Origin of the sequence: Nonomuraea sp. MTCD27 (assembly GCF_041950495.1) — a bacterium.
Taxonomy (GTDB): Bacteria; Actinomycetota; Actinomycetes; order Streptosporangiales; family Streptosporangiaceae; genus Nonomuraea.
The window spans coordinates 361,229-376,254 of the sequence record NZ_JBGNUW010000011.1 but is presented as its reverse complement, the minus strand read 5'-3'; the positions used below and the strand labels follow the sequence as shown (position 1 = coordinate 376,254).

Annotated in this window: 12 protein-coding genes; 10 read left to right on the top strand and 2 right to left on the bottom strand. The window is 72.3% G+C overall.

Annotation, left to right across the window (positions count from 1 at the left end; genetic code table 11):
* The first annotated feature begins 47 nt into the window (after positions 1-47).
* The 7 genes from ACBJ59_RS31475 to ACBJ59_RS31445 all read left to right on the top strand — a co-directional run bounded on the left by ACBJ59_RS31475 (position 48) and on the right by ACBJ59_RS31445 (position 10,137).
* The gene (locus ACBJ59_RS31475) at positions 48-1,289 is read left to right on the top strand and encodes an extracellular solute-binding protein (RefSeq protein WP_375113832.1); all 1,242 of its coding nucleotides are present in this window, start codon (positions 48-50) and stop codon (positions 1,287-1,289) included.
* An 18-nt stretch (positions 1,290-1,307) separates the two neighbouring features.
* Positions 1,308-2,186 carry a carbohydrate ABC transporter permease gene (locus ACBJ59_RS31470; protein WP_375113831.1) on the top strand — a complete coding sequence of 293 codons (879 nt, stop codon included), beginning with the start codon at positions 1,308-1,310 and terminating at the stop codon, positions 2,184-2,186.
* The gene (locus ACBJ59_RS31465; RefSeq protein WP_375113830.1) at positions 2,173-2,997 is read left to right on the top strand and encodes a carbohydrate ABC transporter permease; all 825 of its coding nucleotides are present in this window, start codon (positions 2,173-2,175) and stop codon (positions 2,995-2,997) included. Before ACBJ59_RS31470 ends, ACBJ59_RS31465 begins: the two co-directional genes overlap by 14 nt.
* Positions 2,998-3,024: 27 nt before the next feature.
* Entirely contained in the window at positions 3,025-4,455 is a 1,431-nt protein-coding gene (locus ACBJ59_RS31460) for a glycoside hydrolase family 5 protein (protein ID WP_375113829.1), read from the top strand.
* 15 nt (positions 4,456-4,470) lie between these two features.
* Positions 4,471-5,715, top strand: coding sequence for an ROK family transcriptional regulator (locus ACBJ59_RS31455; protein WP_375113828.1), 1,245 nt, complete (start codon positions 4,471-4,473; stop codon positions 5,713-5,715).
* An 80-nt stretch (positions 5,716-5,795) separates the two neighbouring features.
* Positions 5,796-8,612, top strand: coding sequence for an AAA family ATPase (locus ACBJ59_RS31450; protein ID WP_375113827.1), 2,817 nt, complete (start codon positions 5,796-5,798; stop codon positions 8,610-8,612).
* A gap of 241 nt (positions 8,613-8,853) precedes the next feature.
* Positions 8,854-10,137, top strand: a complete 1,284-nt coding sequence (locus tag ACBJ59_RS31445; protein ID WP_375113826.1) for a hypothetical protein — start codon at positions 8,854-8,856, stop codon at positions 10,135-10,137.
* Between the two features lie 178 nt (positions 10,138-10,315).
* Here the strand turns inward: ACBJ59_RS31445 and ACBJ59_RS31440 are convergent, their stop codons facing one another.
* Entirely contained in the window at positions 10,316-10,609 is a 294-nt protein-coding gene (locus ACBJ59_RS31440) for a WhiB family transcriptional regulator (RefSeq protein ID WP_375113825.1), read from the bottom strand.
* Between the two features lie 354 nt (positions 10,610-10,963).
* Positions 10,964-11,257 carry an ArsR/SmtB family transcription factor gene (locus tag ACBJ59_RS31435; protein ID WP_375113824.1) on the bottom strand — a complete coding sequence of 98 codons (294 nt, stop codon included), beginning with the start codon at positions 11,255-11,257 and terminating at the stop codon, positions 10,964-10,966.
* Positions 11,258-11,377: 120 nt separating this feature from the next.
* Here ACBJ59_RS31435 and ACBJ59_RS31430 point away from each other — a divergent pair, with 120 nt between their 5' ends.
* The 3 genes from ACBJ59_RS31430 to ACBJ59_RS31420 all read left to right on the top strand — a co-directional run bounded on the left by ACBJ59_RS31430 (position 11,378) and on the right by ACBJ59_RS31420 (position 15,015).
* Entirely contained in the window at positions 11,378-12,871 is a 1,494-nt protein-coding gene (locus tag ACBJ59_RS31430) for an FAD-dependent monooxygenase (protein WP_375113823.1), read from the top strand.
* A 232-nt stretch (positions 12,872-13,103) separates the two neighbouring features.
* On the top strand, positions 13,104-13,895 hold the full coding sequence (locus ACBJ59_RS31425; protein WP_375113822.1) for a BTAD domain-containing putative transcriptional regulator: 792 nt from the start codon (positions 13,104-13,106) through the stop codon (positions 13,893-13,895).
* Between the two features lie 10 nt (positions 13,896-13,905).
* Positions 13,906-15,015 (top strand): DegT/DnrJ/EryC1/StrS family aminotransferase, encoded by a 1,110-nt coding sequence (locus tag ACBJ59_RS31420; protein WP_375113821.1) that lies wholly within the window; start codon positions 13,906-13,908, stop codon positions 15,013-15,015.
* Positions 15,016-15,026: the final 11 nt, after the last annotated feature.

Genomic DNA, 15,026 nt, shown 5'->3' with positions numbered 1-15,026 from the left:
GCCCAGTGCCCGGATTCCGTTTCCGCCGCCTGAGAGGGATCACTCCGATGAGAAGAGCTGGTTGGGCGCTCGCCGCCGCGGGCTTACTCGCACTCACCGCCTGCGCTGGCCCCGGCGCCGGGGCGAACGCCGGTGGCGCCCCCAAGGAGCTGACCGTCTGGATCATGGGCGACAGCTCCGCCCATTTCGAGCAGCTCGTCAAGCCGTTCGCCGACCGGAGCGGCATCGGCGTCGACACCGTCGCCATCCCGTGGGACTCCATCGACCAGAAGTTCACCACCGCCGTGGCGTCGGGCAACGGACCCGACGTCCTGCAGATCGGCCTGTCGAAGCTGCGCACGTTCGCCGACTCCGGGGCCCTGCTGGAGCTCGACGAGCGGACGCTGAAGGACCATCCGGGCCTCGCCACGGCGAACTTCCTCGACGGCGTCGCCGGATTCGCCACGACGGACGGCGGCCACCCCGTGAGCGTCCCGTGGGTCAGTGACACCCGCGTGCTGTTCTACCGCACCGACATCCTCGCCGACCGGGGCCTCACCGAGCCGCCCGCCACCTGGGACGAGGTCCGCGCCCACGCCAAGGTCCTCGCCGGCCGGGGCAAGGGCCGGTACGGCTTCCACATCCCGCAGTGGGACAACGCGCTGCCCGTCATCATGACCTGGACCCAGGGCGGCCGGATCGTCGACGCCGCCGGTGCGATCGACTTCGACACCCCCGAGTTCCGCAAGGCCGTCGACATCTACACCGGCCTGTACGCCGACGGGAGCGTGCCGGCCGACCCCGACTTCGACCAGGTCCAGGGCTTCGTCTCCGGCGTGACCCCCATGCTGGTCTCCGGCCCCTACCTGGGCAGTGCCATCGCCGCGGCCGCGCCGGAGCTCGACGGCAAGTGGGCGGTCGCCCCGATCCCGGGCGGCGCCGCGCGTACCTCCCTGCTGGCCGGCTCCAACCTCGCCGTGTGGCGCGCCAGCGACAACCGGGACGGCGCCCTGCGCCTCCTCGACCACCTCTCCCAGCCACAGACCCAGCTGACCTGGTACGCGCTCGACGGCCAGCTCCCCGTGACCAAGGCCGCGCTCGGCGACCCGAAGCTCACCTCCGACCCGTTCACCGCGGTGTACGCCGAGCAGCTGGCCGACGCCCAACCCCTGCCGCCGGTGCCCAACTGGGACGGCGAGACCGGAAAGGCCCTCCTCGACACCCTCAACTCCATCGTCCTGACCGGCGCGAACCGCGACACCGCCCTGCGGGACCTGTACGCGGCGACCAGCGGCACGTCGGCCGGCTGACCGGCGGCGGGAACCACCATGAGACAGCCGCTCGCCCCCTACGTCTTCGTCGCCCCGGCGCTGCTCCTGCTGCTCGCCTTCGGAGTCCTGCCGATTCTGGTCGCCCTGCCGGTCAGCGTCACCGACCTGAACCTCGGCGGCCTGGCCGACTGGTCCAGGGTCGGCTTCGTCGGCCTGGACAACTACCGCCACCTGTTCGCCGACCACGCCTTCTGGCAGGCCCTGGCCAACACCGGGATCTTCGCGCTGATCGGCGTGCCCGCCGTGATCGCCGTCTCGTTCGTGGCCGCCCTCCTGCTCCACCGGAGCGAGAACCGCTTCTTCCGGGCGCTGAGGGCGTTCTACTTCGTCCCGGCGATCACCGCGATCGTCGCCGTCTCGCTCGTGTGGGGCTACCTGCTCAACACGCAGTTCGGCCTGGTCAACCACCTGCTGTCGATCGTGGGGCTGCCGCCGGCGCGGTGGCTCGGCGACCCCGTGCTGGTGAAGCTCTCCGTCACGCTCGTCGCGGTCTGGCGCGGCACGGGGCTGAACATCATCATCTTCCTCGCCGCGCTGAAGGCCGTCCCCCGGGAGTATCTGGAGGCCGCGGAGCTCGACGGCGCCTCCGAGCTGCGCAAGGTCGTCTCGATCGTGATCCCGCTGCTGCGGTTCGCGTTCTTCTTCGTCGCCGTCACCACGGTCATCGCCTGGCTGCAGTTCTTCGACGAGCCCTTCGTGCTCACCAAGGGCGGGCCGCTCGGCGAGTCGACGAGCATCTCCCTGTTCCTCTACCAGAAGGGGTTCGCGGCCGGTCAGTTCGGCTACGCCGGCGCCGGGACCGTCGTGCTGTTCGTGATCATCGCCGGGGTGACCCTGATCCAGCTGCGCGCGCGGAGGTCCGATGCGGATCGTTAGCCCGCGCGGCCTGACCGTGACCATCGGCGTCGTCCTGAGCGCCGGAGCGCTGCTGACGGCGTTCCCGTTCCTCTGGATGATCTTCGGGTCGGTGAAGCCGCACTCCGAGGCGGTCGGCCACCCGCCCCGGATCCTGCCGGAGGAGCCCACCCTGCGGTATTTCGCGCAGCTGTTCGGGGAGCTGGACTTCGCCCGCTACCTGGTCAACACGGTCGTGGTCGTGCTGATCAGCATGGCCGGGGTGGTCCTCATGGCGATGGCCGGATACGGGTTCGCCAAGTTCCGCTTCCGGGGCCGCGGCCCGATGTTCTTCCTCGTGCTCGCCACGATGATGATCCCGGTGCAGGTGACCATGATCCCCACCTATCTCCTCCTCAACGGCATGAAGCTGACCGACACCCTGGTCGGCATCGCGCTCCCGGGGCTGGTGTCGGGGTTCGGCGTCTTCCTGTTCCGGCAGTTCATGGTCACCGTCCCCACCGAGATGATCGAGGCGGCGCGCATCGACGGGGCCGGCGAGGCGCGCATCTTCTGGCGGATCGTGCTGCCGCTGTCCAGGCCGGTCATGGCCGTCCAGATCATCCTGACCTTCATCGGGGCGTGGAACAGCTTCCTCTGGCCGCTGATCATCGCCGGCGACGAGCGGCTCTACACCCTGTCGGTCGGGGTGTCGCTGCTGAACCGGCAGATCGCCACCAGCCCGTCGCTCCAGATGGCTGGCTCGACCCTCATGGTGGTGCCGGTCCTGATCGTCTTCGTCCTCTTCCAGCGTCACATCGTGCGGGGATTCACCCTGTCCGGTCTCAGGTAAGGCCCTCTAGGAACACAAGGAAGCTCCATGACCAATCGTTTCGCCGGCTTCGTCCGCGCCAGCGGCACCGAGCTCGTCGACGGCTCGGGCACCCCGCTGCTGCTGCGCGGCATCGGCCTCGGCAACTGGCTGCTCGCCGAGGGCTACATGTGGAGGTTCGGCGACGAGATGAATTCGGCCCGCCTGATCGAGCGCCGGGTGGAATCCCTCGTCGGCCCCACCCGGGCCGCCGAGTTCTGGACCAGGTTCCGCGCCGCCTTCGTCGCGGAGGAGGACATCGCCGCCATCGCCCGCATGGGCTTCGACCACGTCAGAGTCCCGCTCAACTCCCGCGAGCTGATCGACGAGGACGGCGCCTTCCTCGGCGGCTTCGCGTACGTCGACGACCTGCTGCGCTGGTGCGCGACCCACAACCTGTGGGTGCTGCTCGACCTGCACGGGGCGCCGGGCGGGCAGACGGGCACCAACATCGACGACTCCCCGAACGGCATGCCCGAGCTGTTCATGGACGAGCGCCACCGGCGCCTGACGATCCGCCTCTGGGAGGAGATCGCCCGGCGGTACGCGGACAACCCCGTCGTGCTCGGCTACGACCTGCTGAACGAGCCGCTGCCGAACGAGTGGCAGCACCTCTACCCCGACGAGCTCGTCGCCCTCTATCGCGACCTGACCGCCGCGATCCGCGCGATCGACCCCGCCCACCTGATCATGTACGAGGGCTCCCACTGGGCGACGAACTGGTCGATCTTCACGGAGGTCTTCGACCCCAACTCCGCCCTGCAGTTCCACCGCTACTGGTGCCCGCCCGACCGGGCGAGCATCCAGCCGTACCTCGACGTCCGGGACCGTCTCGGCGTGCCCGTCTACATGGGAGAGGGCGGTGAGAACACCCCGGAATGGGTCTACACCGCGCACCGGCTGTACGAGGGGCACGGGATCGGCTGGAACCTCTGGCCGTGGAAGAAGCTCGACACGCTCACCTCGCCCGTCTCCGCCCCGCTCCCCGAGGACTGGTCGCTGATCGCCGATCCGGACGCGACGGTGGAACCCGGCCCGGCCTGGAAGATCCTCGAGGGCTTCCTCGACTCCGTGGCGCTGGCCGCCTGCCAGGAGCGTACGGAGATCGTCAACGCCGCTTTCGGGCGGGCCCCGCTGCGGATCCCCGCGTGGGGGTTCGTCGACGGGTCGCCGGAGCACCGCGACCGGTTCGCCGGGTTCGGCCTCGAAGGCATCTGGCACCGTTCCTCCGGGCGGCCGTACACGGAGGCGGAGCTGATGCCCATGACCCTCGACGCCGGGGACGAGCTGCACTTCCCGCTCGAAAGCCGGCCGGGCGGCTGGCGGGCCGACTCCGACGAGCCGGACGCGTTCGAGATCTCCTGGCAGGAGGGCCGCCTGGTCGTCCGCGCGACCAGGACCGCGCGGCTGCGCGCCCTCGACGTGACCGCGGCCGGCTGAGACGGGCGAGGAAGCATGAACGTCGAATCCGGAGGCGGCCGGCGCGTCACCTCGCTCCCCGAGGTGTCCACGGTCACCACCCTGCGGCAGCGGAACAGAGCGCTGGTGCTCAAGCAGGTCATCCTCGCGCAGGAGACCACCCGCGCCGACATCGCCAGGGAGAGCGGCCTGTCCACGGCCTCGGCCGGCAACCTCGTCGCCGAGCTGATCGCCGCGGGCCTCGTCGAGGAGCGCGGATCGGTGTCCTCGCGGGGCGGCCGCCCGATCACGCTGATCGGCCCCCGCGCCGAGAGCGCGATCACGATCGGCGCCGACGTCGGCGAGCGCGGCGTCGCGGTGGAGATGTTCGACCTGGCGATGAACCGGATCGACCGCGAGTTCCGCGGCGGCGCCGAGGACGAGGACCCCGAGCGGATCGGCGCCGACATCCACGAGGCCCTGGAGGCCCTGCGCGACCGCAACGCCCGCCGGTGGCCGACCCTGCTCGGCATCGGCCTCGGCCTGCCGGGCATCGTCGAGACCGCCCCTGACGGAGGCCAGATCCTGTACGCCCAGAGCCTCGGCTGGCCGCCCGTCCCGGTCCGGTCCCTGTGCGACGTCGGCAGCATCTCCGTCCTGGCCGAGAACGGCGCCAAGATGCAGGCCCGGGCCGAGCACTGGTTCGGCAACGCCCGCGGCACCGGCCACGCCCTGGTCGCGCTGCTCGGCAGGGGCGTCGGGCTCGGCGTCGTCACCGGGGGCCAGGTGGCCTACGGCGCCCACTCCAGCGCGACGGAGTGGGGGCACATGGTGATCGAGCGCGGCGGCCGGGTGTGCCGGTGCGGGAACCGGGGGTGCGTGGAGGCGTACCTCGGCTCCGACGCGATCCTGTCCGCGTGGCGGGCCAGGGGCGGCGTCTTCGAGGGCACCGGCTGGCGGGCCGTCGGCGAGCTCATCGCCGCGGCGCACCGCGGCGACCCGGACGCGAGCGAGATCGTCGAGGACGTCGTCGACTGCCTGGGGGCCGTGCTGGGCGGCATGGTCAACCTGGCCGGTCCGGAACGGATCGTCATCGGCGGCTGGGTCGGCCTGCGGCTCATGGAGTCGCTCGGTGACCGCATCACCGCCGCGATCAAGAAGTACAGCCTGTCCAGACCGGGCGGCCAGTTCCAGTTGCTGGTCGCCAAGTTCGGGGGTGACGCCGTGGCCACCGGCTCGGCGCTGTTGCCCCTCGAAGCGCTCATCGCCGCCGATCCCATGTCCGAAAGGGGACCCAGATGAACGGCTTACGCGAGGCGAGCTCGTCCCTCGGACGACCGACCATCGATCCGCGTCCCGCGCATCGTACGGTCCTCACCCCCATGCTGGATCCCCGCCGGGCCGAATGCGAAAGGCTCGACCGGCTGGTGGCAGCGGTCCGCTCGGGCGAGAGCCGGAGCCTGGTGTTGCGCGGGGAGCCGGGCGTGGGCAAGTCGGCCCTGCTCGAATACCTGGTGGATCGGGCCGAGGGCTGCCGGGTGGCGCGCGCCGCGGGCATCAGGTCCGAGATGGAGCTGCCGTACGCGGCGGTGCACCAGCTCTGCGCGCCGATGCTGGACCGGCTCGACCGGTTGCCGGAGCCGCAGCGGGACGCGCTGGCCATCGCCTTCGGCCTGTCCGCCGGGCCGCCGCCCGACCGGTTCCTGGTGGGATTGGCCGTGCTGACCCTGCTCACGGAGGTGGCGGAGGTCCAGCCGCTGGTGTGCGTGATCGAGGACGCGCAGTGGCTCGACCGGGCCTCGGCGCGGACGCTCGCGTTCGTCGCGCGGCGGCTGTCCGCCGAGTCGGTGGCGTGCGTGTTCGCGGTCCGCAGCGGCGGCGACACGTACGACCTGGCCGGCCTGCCGGAGCTGGCGATCGGCGGGCTGCGGGAGGAGGACGCGCGGGCACTGCTGCACTCGGTGCTTCCCGGCCCGCTCGATCCGCTGGTACGGGACCGGATCGTCGCCGAGGCGCACGGCAACCCGCTGGCGCTGCTGGAACTGTCGCAGGCAATGACCCCCGCCGAGCTGGCCGGCGGCTTCGGCCTGCCGGACGTGCAGGCGCTGCCCGGCTGGATCGAGGAGAGCTACCGGCGGCGCCTGGACCCGCTGCCGCCGGAGACCCGCTGGTTGTTGCTGGTCGCGGCCGCGGAGCCGCTCGGGGACCCGGTCCTGGTCTGGCGGGCGTCGGCGCGGCTCGGTGTCGGCACGGTCGCGGCGGGTGCGGCGGTGGCGGCCGACCTGTGCGAGTTCGGCGCCCGGGTGCGGTTCTGCCACCCGCTCGCGCGTTCGGCGGTGTACCGGGCCGCGGCGCCGGAGGAGCGCAGGCGGGCGCACCACGTACTGGCCGAGGCGACCGACGCCGGGACCGACCCGGACCGCCGGGCCTGGCACCGCGCGCACGCCGCCGCCGAGCCCGACGAGGAGCTCGCCGCCGACCTGGTCCGCCTGGCCCCCTGCGCGCAGGCCCGCGGCGGCCTGGCGGCGGCGGCCGCGTTCCTGCAGCGGGCGACGGAGCTGACCCCCGAGCCCGCCCGGCGCACCGAGCGCGCGCTCGCCGCGGCACGGGCCAAGCAGGACGCCGGCGCGCCGGAGGCCGCGTCCGGCCTCCTCGGCGTGGCGCTCTCCGGCCCGCTCGACGACCGGCAGCGGGCGCACGCGGCCGTGACGCACGCCGGGATCACGTTCACCGCCGACCACGGGAACGCCGCCCCGCCGCTGTTGCTGGAGGCCGCGCACCGGCTCCGGCCGCTGGACCGGGCGCTGGCCCGCGGGGCCTATCAGGAGGCGTTGACCGCGGCGATGTTCGCCGGCCGGCTGGCGTCCGGGGAAGGCGGCCTGCTCGACGTCGCCGCCGCCGTCCGCGCGGCGTCGGCCGCCTCTCCGGTGCCCGGGCGTACCGAGGACCTGCTGCTCGACGGGCTGGCACTGCTCTTCACCGCGGACGCGGGCACGGCGGCACCTCTGTTGCGCCGCGCCGTGACCGCCCTCCTCGACCCCGCCACCGCCGGCCCTTCGGGAGCCTCCGTTGCGCAGGGACCCACCGGAACCGCCGAAAGCCCCCGAGGAGACGAACTCCAGCAGCTCCGCCTCGCCTCCATCGCCGCCGTGGCCCTGTGGGACGGTGACGCCTGGAGAGAGCTGGCGGAGCGGCACGCCGGCCTGGCGCGGGACACCGGCGCGCTCGCCGAGCTGCCCCTCGCCCTCGGCTCGCGCATCACCGTGCACCTCTTCGAGGGCGAGCTGGACCAGGCGGCGTCGCTGAGCGCGGAGGTGCAGGCGATCACCTCGGCGACCGGGCTGCGGATGACCAACCGGGGCGCCCTCGCGCTCGCCGCGTGGCGCGGCCGTGCGGCGGAGGCCGAGGAGCTGATGCGGACGAGTTCGAGCGAGGCGGCCTCCCGCGGGGAGGGCGCCGGGATGACGGTCGCCGACTGGGCGAGAGCCGTGCTCTGCAACGGTCTGGGCCGGTATGACGAGGCCCGCGCGGCGGCCGGGCGCGCCTGCGCCGACCCGCAGGCCCCGGGCGCCCCGTCCCAGTGGGCGCCGGCCGAACTGGCCGAGGCCGCCGCCCGCAGCGGCGACCTCGAGCTGGCCCGCCGGGCGGTCGAGCAGCTCGCCGAGGCGACCCGCGGCAGCCGGAGCGACTGGGCTCTTGGGATCGAGGCCCGTGCGCGAGCGCTGGTCAGCGAGGAGGGTGCGGCGGAGAGCCGCTACCTGGAGGCGATCGACCGGCTCGGCCGCACCCGTCTGCGCCCCGACCTCGCCCGGGCCCACCTCCTCTACGGCGAATGGCTCCGCCGCGAACGGCGCCGGGTCGAGGCCCGTCAGCACCTCCGTACCGCGCACCGGCTGTTCACCACGATGGGCATGGCGGGCTTCGCCGAGCGGGCGGAGCGGGAGCTGCGGGCCACGGGGGAGAGCTCGCAGCGGCGCGGCGTCCCGTCCGGTGGCGACCTCACCCCTCGCGAGGGCCAGATCGCCCGGCTCGCCACCGAGGGCCTGACCAACTCGGAGATCGGCAGCCAGCTGTTCGTCAGCCCGCGTACCGTCGAATACCACCTCAGCAAGATCTTCGCCAAGCTCGACATCACGTCGCGCAGCCAGCTCGACCGCGTCCTGACCGACGACCACGTCCATGGCCGCCGCGCGGGCTGACCGCCCGGCGGCACGCCGCGGGTGCTTCACGCGCCACGGGCGCGCCGCGTACCGCGGGTGCTCCGCGGCCTCCCCGGGACGCGCGGCGGCCCTGCCTGCCGCCCGCGCGCCCCGGAGAATCCGCGGACAGAGCCGGACGCGCGCCATGCCGGCCGGGCTTTCCCACGGCGTGCTGGTCGAGGTGGATGCGAACCGGTAGCTTGCTGCGTTGGCGGACGTGAATGCCGACAGTGGGGATGCGATGCGATTAATCACGGGGATCGTGCTGCTGCTCGCGGCGGTCGGCGGGTGTACGGTCGCGCCGATCGAGCCGCTGGACCCCGGCGACTACCTCACGTCGAGGCCGCCGGTCGACCTCCGGTCCGTCGACCCGCCCACCCGCTTCGACGACGCCGCCGCCGGGCCGCTGGAGGTCTCCACGGACGCGCACGAGGTGCTGCTGCACGGCACCACAGCGATCGTCCCCATCCACGGCAGCAAACCGACCGCGTCCTCCGGAGAGGAGATCCGCCTGGTCGACACCCGCACCAGCAAGGTGCGGGAGGTGATCAAGCCGACCCACCCGCAGCCGAGGTCCGTCACGGTGATCGCGCTGCCGACGCTCACGTCCGTCCGAGGCCGGCCGACCGTGCTCGCGGCGTTCCTCGGCGAGGCGCCGGGACAGGGCACCACCCCGGGCCGCCCGCTGGTCGAGGTCGTGTCGATCGACCCGGAGAACGGGAAGACCGACTGGCGCGCCGAGATCCCCGTCAAGGGGTGGACGGGGCCGGGCTCCCCGAGCGACGTCGAGGTCTCGTTCGCCGGCGTGGCCGACGGGGTGGGGATCGTCCGGATCGTGGACCCGTCACTGTCGGCCGGGCGCGGTGACACGTACGCGCTGGACCTGGGCAGCCGTAAGGTGCGGTGGAGCAGGCGCGGGTTCGAGGCCCGGGCCGTGGCGGCCGGGGTGGTGACGGGCCGGCAGCCCGGAACCGGGCGGACGCCGAAGATCCAGGTCCGCGGGATCGACGCCCGGACCGGCCGGCCGCGATGGGTGTCGCCCCGCGACGCCTTCTCGGTCGAGGTGTTCCCGGCCGGCCCGTCCAAGGCCGTCGTCCGGGGACGCACCGACCCGGACGGGAAGCCGTACGTCGACGTGGTGGAGATCGCGACGGGACGGGTGGTGGCCGTCACCAAGGCGAAGCCCGGCAAGCCGGTCCCCCATCCGTCGAGCTGCCGGTACGACGAGCGGGCCATCACCGTCTGCTCGGGCGGTGACTGGGTCGGCGCGCTCGACGCGCGGACCGGCTCGTGGCTGTGGTCGATCACGAAGAGCGGCGGGCGCCTGGTTCCCCACGTGACCGGAGCCTGGCACGGGGCCGTCTACGGAAGGACCGACAACGGGCCCGTCGTCCTCGACGGCAGGACCGGAAGGGACCGGGAGACCCGACCGGGAGTCGCACCGTCAGTGGTGAACAGCTCCATGGCGATCGGCCCATGGCCCGGCGGGGGTCTCGGGTCGAGCAGCTACCCGGTGATCGGCTGAGACGGCGATCGTCATCGCCCTGCCGGCCATCGACAACCGCGGATGCCGGTGAGGGCGTCGAGTGCGGTGCGCCGGCGTACCCCCGCTCGATGGCCATCCGGATCGTGCGCTTCCGGAGAGCGGGGGTACGCGGCGAACCGCGGCTGAGGCGCCGGCTGCCGGCTCGCGAACCGGTCGGTCACGCGGGGGTTCTGAGGTGACGGGCGCGTAGGCTGCGGCGTTCGTCGGGGGTGGTGCCGCCCCAGACGCCGTCGGGTTCGCCGGTGCGCAGGGCCCAGTCGAGGCAGGCCGCTCGTACGGGGCAGGCGTGGCAGATGCGGCGCGCCTGGTCGAGGGTCTCGGTTGCCAGGCCGTCCCAGGTGAAGGGGAAGAACAGGCCGGGGTCGGCGTCCTTGCAGGCGGCGCGGGCCGCCCAGTACAGATGCGGTCGTGGCTCGTGGAGCTGGTCGGTCTGGTCAAGGTGGATGGTCATGATCACCGCCTGGTGGATGATGGGGAGCGGGTGCGCGGTCGGGGTGACGGGCCGCGGGGGGATCGTTGGTGGTTGATCTCCCGGCGACGACACTTCGACGGTCGCGTGTGCGGGTCCCCCTTCGCATCCGGGAACCCCCAGCCACTCACCGGGGTGGCCGCCTGGCCACGGGGTTTCGGCCCGCCGGCGGGAACGCCGGACGGACACCAGGGGTCGGCGCCGGGCGCCGGCGGATGTCCGATACGGGTGAGGGCGCCGCCCGTCCCGAAGGGGACGCGGTCATGCCGGAACGCGTCGGCTCCCGCCGGGCCGCCGAACCGGCGAACGCGTGGCGGTGCGGGAGGGCCGCGGCGGCTAGGGTTGCTCGTTCAGCACCAGGTCGAGGAGGCCCGGGAAGCGGGCATCGAGGTCGTCGCGGCGCAGGGTGATGAACAGTTTGCGGCCCTCGGGGCGCTGCGAGATCACGCCCGCCTCCCGCAGGACCCGCCAGTGCGTGGTGAGGGTGGATTTGGGCACGCCGGGCACGATCGAGCCGCAGAACTGCTCCTCGCCCGACCCCAGGGCCCGGACGATCTCCGCGCGGACGGGATGGCCGAGGGCCGCGAGCACGTCGAGCAGGTTGAGCTGGTCGCGTGACGGGTGGAGCATGCCTTGATTGTACGCATGTCCCGAACAATGAGTTTGACGCGGCGACCTCGTATGTACGAATATCTCGTACAGTACGACTTTCTCGAACAATGTGAGCGGTTCGGGTCCGGAGGAGTGGTGATGTTCGACGTCGCGATCGTGGGTGGCGGGCCGGTGGGCATGTTGCTGGCCGCCGAGCTCGGGCTGCAGGGCGTCCGGCCGCTCGTGCTCGAACGGCTGGCGATGCCGTCGGGGGAGTCCAAGGCGGGGACGCTGCACGCGCGCACCGCGCAGAGCCTCGACCGGCGGGGGCTGCTCGACCTGGTCGGGAGGTCGAGCAGGGGCAGCGTGAGCTTCCACTTCTCCGGCATGTTCGGGCTCGACCTGGGCGCGGTCGTGGAGGAGGGCGCGAGCATCGTGGGCAGCCCTCAGGCGTGGGCCGAGCAGGTGTTCGCCCGCCAGGCGGCCGCACTCGGCGCGGAAATCAGGCGGGGGCAGGAGGTGACCGGGCTGGTCCAGGACGACGAGCGGGTGGTGCTGACCGTCAACGGGCGGGAGCTGGCCGCGCGCTACGTGGTGGGCGCGGACGGCGCGCGCAGCGTGGTACGCCGTGCCGCCGGCATCCCGTTCACCGGCACGCAGGCGCGGGTGGCCGCGCTCATGGGCGACGTACGGCTCCTCGACCCGTACGGCGTGCCCCCCGGCTACACCCGCACCCCGCGCGGCTGGATCATCGTCTGGCTCGACCCGGCCGGCCACAGCCGCCTCATCACGTACGACTTCCGCGCCCCGCACCCCGACCGGCAGGCCCCGGTCACGCTCGCCGAGCTGAAGGAGGCTGCCGAGCGCATCCTCGGCAGGCCGGTCCCGATGGCCGAGCCCCGCAACCTGTCCCGGTACGGCGACGCCGCGCTGCAGGCCGAGACGTACCGCGCGGGCCGGGTGCTGCTGGCCGGCGACGCCGCGCACGTGCACTTCCCCTGGGGCGGGCAGGGGCTGAACACCGGGCTGGAGGACGCGTTCAACCTGGGCTGGAAGCTCGCCGCCCAGGTGCACGGCCACGCGCCCGACGGATTGCTCGACACCTACCACGCCGAACGGCACCCGGTGGGCGCCCGCGTGCTCTGGAACGTGCGGGCGCAGACCGCGCTGGCCGACCCGGACCCGTCGGTCGATCCGCTCCGCGAGCTGTTCGCCGAGCTGATGCGCTTCGACGACGTGAACGAGTACCTGAGCGGGATGATCAGCGGCGTGCACACCGCCTACGACGTGGGCGTGCCCGGGGCCGGGCGGATGGCCGTGGACATGGTGCTGAAGATCCCGGAGGGGGCGGGGCCGCCGGTCCGGCTGGTGGAGCTGTTGCGGGCCGGGCGGCCGCTGCTGCTCGATCTGGCCGGCCGTGACGACCTGGTGGCCGTGGCCGAGGGGTGGGCGGATCGGGTGGACGTGGTGCGGGCCGCCGCGGACCATCCCGCCGAGGCGTTGCTGATCCGGCCCGACGGGTACGTGGCTTGGACGTCCGAGGCCGCCGGGCACCCGCTGCGCGACGCGCTCGTCCGCTGGTTCGGCCCGAGCGCTCAAAATGACAGCGCTCCAAATGACAGCGCCCGAAATGACAGCGCTCAAACGCGATAGCGCTCAAACGTGACGGCGGGCCATCATCGCGGCCTCGCCGGTTCCCGCCATTTCCGAGGACACCTGATCAGCGCCGAAGTTCTTTTCTCCGTCACAAACCATGAATCCTGCACGTCTTCGGCCCGCTGAATTCATGACAACGCATGTGGGGCACACTTTTGTGCCCTGCACATCCTTGACATCGTGGAGACGGTCAGCTCGAAGAAAAGCATGTTGAGGGGACGCCGTCTCTATGGAGATCAAGGTTCTGGGCCCGCTGGTCGCACGTGAGAACGGAATGTCGATCACTCCCATCCCCCGCAAGCCCCGGCAGGTGTTCTCCCTGCTGGCGTTGCAGGCAGGCAACATGGTGACGGTGCCGGCCTTCATCGAGGAGCTGTGGGGGATGCATCCACCCGCCAGCGCCCTGTCGACGCTCCAGACGTACATCCTGCAGGTACGCCGCGGGATCGCCGCCGCGCTGGGCGCGAACTGCACCGACTCGGCCAAGGACGTCCTGAGCACCTCCTACGGGGGCTACCTGCTGGACATCGACCCGGCCGACGTCGACGTCAACCGCTACGAGCACCTGGTGGCAGCGGGAAAGCGGGCCTTCGAGGCCGGCCAGTGGGAATCGGCCTCCGCGCTGTTCAACCAGGCGCTGGACATGTGGCGCGGCGAGGCGCTCGTCGACGTGCACGCCGGCCTGCGGATCGGGGTCGAGGTGGCCCGCCTGGAGGAGAGCAAGCTGGGCGTGCTGGAGGCGCGCATCGAGAGCGACCTGCGGCTGGGCCGGCACGTCGGCCTGCTGGCGGAGCTGTCGGCGCTGACCGCGCGCTACCCGATGCACGAGAACTTCTGGGCCCAGTTCATGATCGCGCTGCATCGGGCGGGCCGGAAGAGCCAGGCACTGGAGAACTTCGTCAAGCTCCGCACGACGCTCGTGAACGAGCTCGGCGTCGAGCCGTCGGCTCGCCTCCAGCACCTGCAGCAGGCGCTTTTACGGTCCGACCCGAAGCTGGACGCCGGCCGGGTCTACGTATGAGGAGGGGGTCGTGCCGACCTATGTGTGGAATTACCTGACGGAATACCAGCGGGAGCGCGCCGACATTCTGGACGCGGTCGAGACGGTCTTCGAATCCGGCCAGCTGGTGCTGGGCAACAGCGTCGCCTCGTTCGAAGCGGAGTTCGCCGGATATCACGGCGTCCCGCACTGCGTGGGCGTCGACAACGGCACCAACGCGATCGTGCTCGGCCTCCAGGCGCTCGGCGTCGGCCCGGGCGACGAGGTGATCACCGTGTCGAACACGGCGGCGCCCACGGTGGTGGCGATCGACGCGGTCGGCGCGACGCCGGTCTTCGTCGACGTCAGGGCCGAGGACTACCTGATGGACACCACGCGGATCGGGGCCGCGATCACGCCGCGTACCCGCTGTCTGCTCCCGGTGCACCTGTACGGCCAGTGCGTCGAGATGGCGCCGCTGCTGGAGCTGGCCGGGGAGCACGGGCTGCGGGTGCTGGAGGACTGCGCGCAGGCCCACGGCGCCCGCCATCACGGACGGCTGGCCGGCACGATGGGCGACGCCGCGGCCTTCTCCTTCTACCCGACCAAGGTGCTCGGCGCGTACGGCGACGGCGGCGCCACGATCAGCTCCGACCCGCGCGTCGAGGCGAACCTGCGCCGGCTGCGCTACTACGGCATGGAGGAGCGCTACTACGTGGTCGACACTCCGGGGCACAACAGCCGGCTCGACGAGGTGCAGGCGGAGATCCTGCGCAGGAAGCTGCGCCGCCTCGACGCGTACATCGAGGGCCGCCGCGCCGTCGCCCGCCGCTACCAGGAGGGGCTGGGCGACATTTCCGACCTGGTGCTGCCCTCGCTCGCGGCCGGCAACGACCACGTCTACTACGTGTACGTCGCCAGGCACCCCGAGCGCGACCGGATCATCGAGGCGCTCAAGGCCTACGACATCCACCTCAACGTCAGCTACCGGTGGCCGGTGCACACGATGACCGGCTTCGCCCACCTCGGCTACGAGAAGGGGGCGCTGCCGGTGACCGAGCGGCTGGCCGACGAGATCTTCTCGCTGCCGATGTACCCGTCGCTGCCGGCGGAGACGCAGGACAAGGTGATCTCCGCGGTGCGTTCCGTACTGGACGTCTGATTGACGGGAGC

What these genes read in the sequence shown, in the direction of transcription:
- ACBJ59_RS31475 (WP_375113832.1), top strand. Translation starts at nt 48, where the DNA reads ATGAGAAGAGCTGGTTGGGCGCTCGCCGCCGCGGGCTTACTCGCACTC.
- ACBJ59_RS31470 (WP_375113831.1), top strand. Translation starts at nt 1,308, where the DNA reads ATGAGACAGCCGCTCGCCCCCTACGTCTTCGTCGCCCCGGCGCTGCTC.
- ACBJ59_RS31465 (WP_375113830.1), top strand. Translation starts at nt 2,173, where the DNA reads ATGCGGATCGTTAGCCCGCGCGGCCTGACCGTGACCATCGGCGTCGTC.
- ACBJ59_RS31460 (WP_375113829.1), top strand. Translation starts at nt 3,025, where the DNA reads ATGACCAATCGTTTCGCCGGCTTCGTCCGCGCCAGCGGCACCGAGCTC.
- ACBJ59_RS31455 (WP_375113828.1), top strand. Translation starts at nt 4,471, where the DNA reads ATGAACGTCGAATCCGGAGGCGGCCGGCGCGTCACCTCGCTCCCCGAG.
- ACBJ59_RS31450 (WP_375113827.1), top strand. Translation starts at nt 5,796, where the DNA reads ATGCTGGATCCCCGCCGGGCCGAATGCGAAAGGCTCGACCGGCTGGTG.
- ACBJ59_RS31445 (WP_375113826.1), top strand. Translation starts at nt 8,854, where the DNA reads ATGCGATTAATCACGGGGATCGTGCTGCTGCTCGCGGCGGTCGGCGGG.
- ACBJ59_RS31440 (WP_375113825.1), bottom strand. Translation starts at nt 10,609, where the DNA reads ATGACCATCCACCTTGACCAGACCGACCAGCTCCACGAGCCACGACCG.
- ACBJ59_RS31435 (WP_375113824.1), bottom strand. Translation starts at nt 11,257, where the DNA reads ATGCTCCACCCGTCACGCGACCAGCTCAACCTGCTCGACGTGCTCGCG.
- ACBJ59_RS31430 (WP_375113823.1), top strand. Translation starts at nt 11,378, where the DNA reads ATGTTCGACGTCGCGATCGTGGGTGGCGGGCCGGTGGGCATGTTGCTG.
- ACBJ59_RS31425 (WP_375113822.1), top strand. Translation starts at nt 13,104, where the DNA reads ATGGAGATCAAGGTTCTGGGCCCGCTGGTCGCACGTGAGAACGGAATG.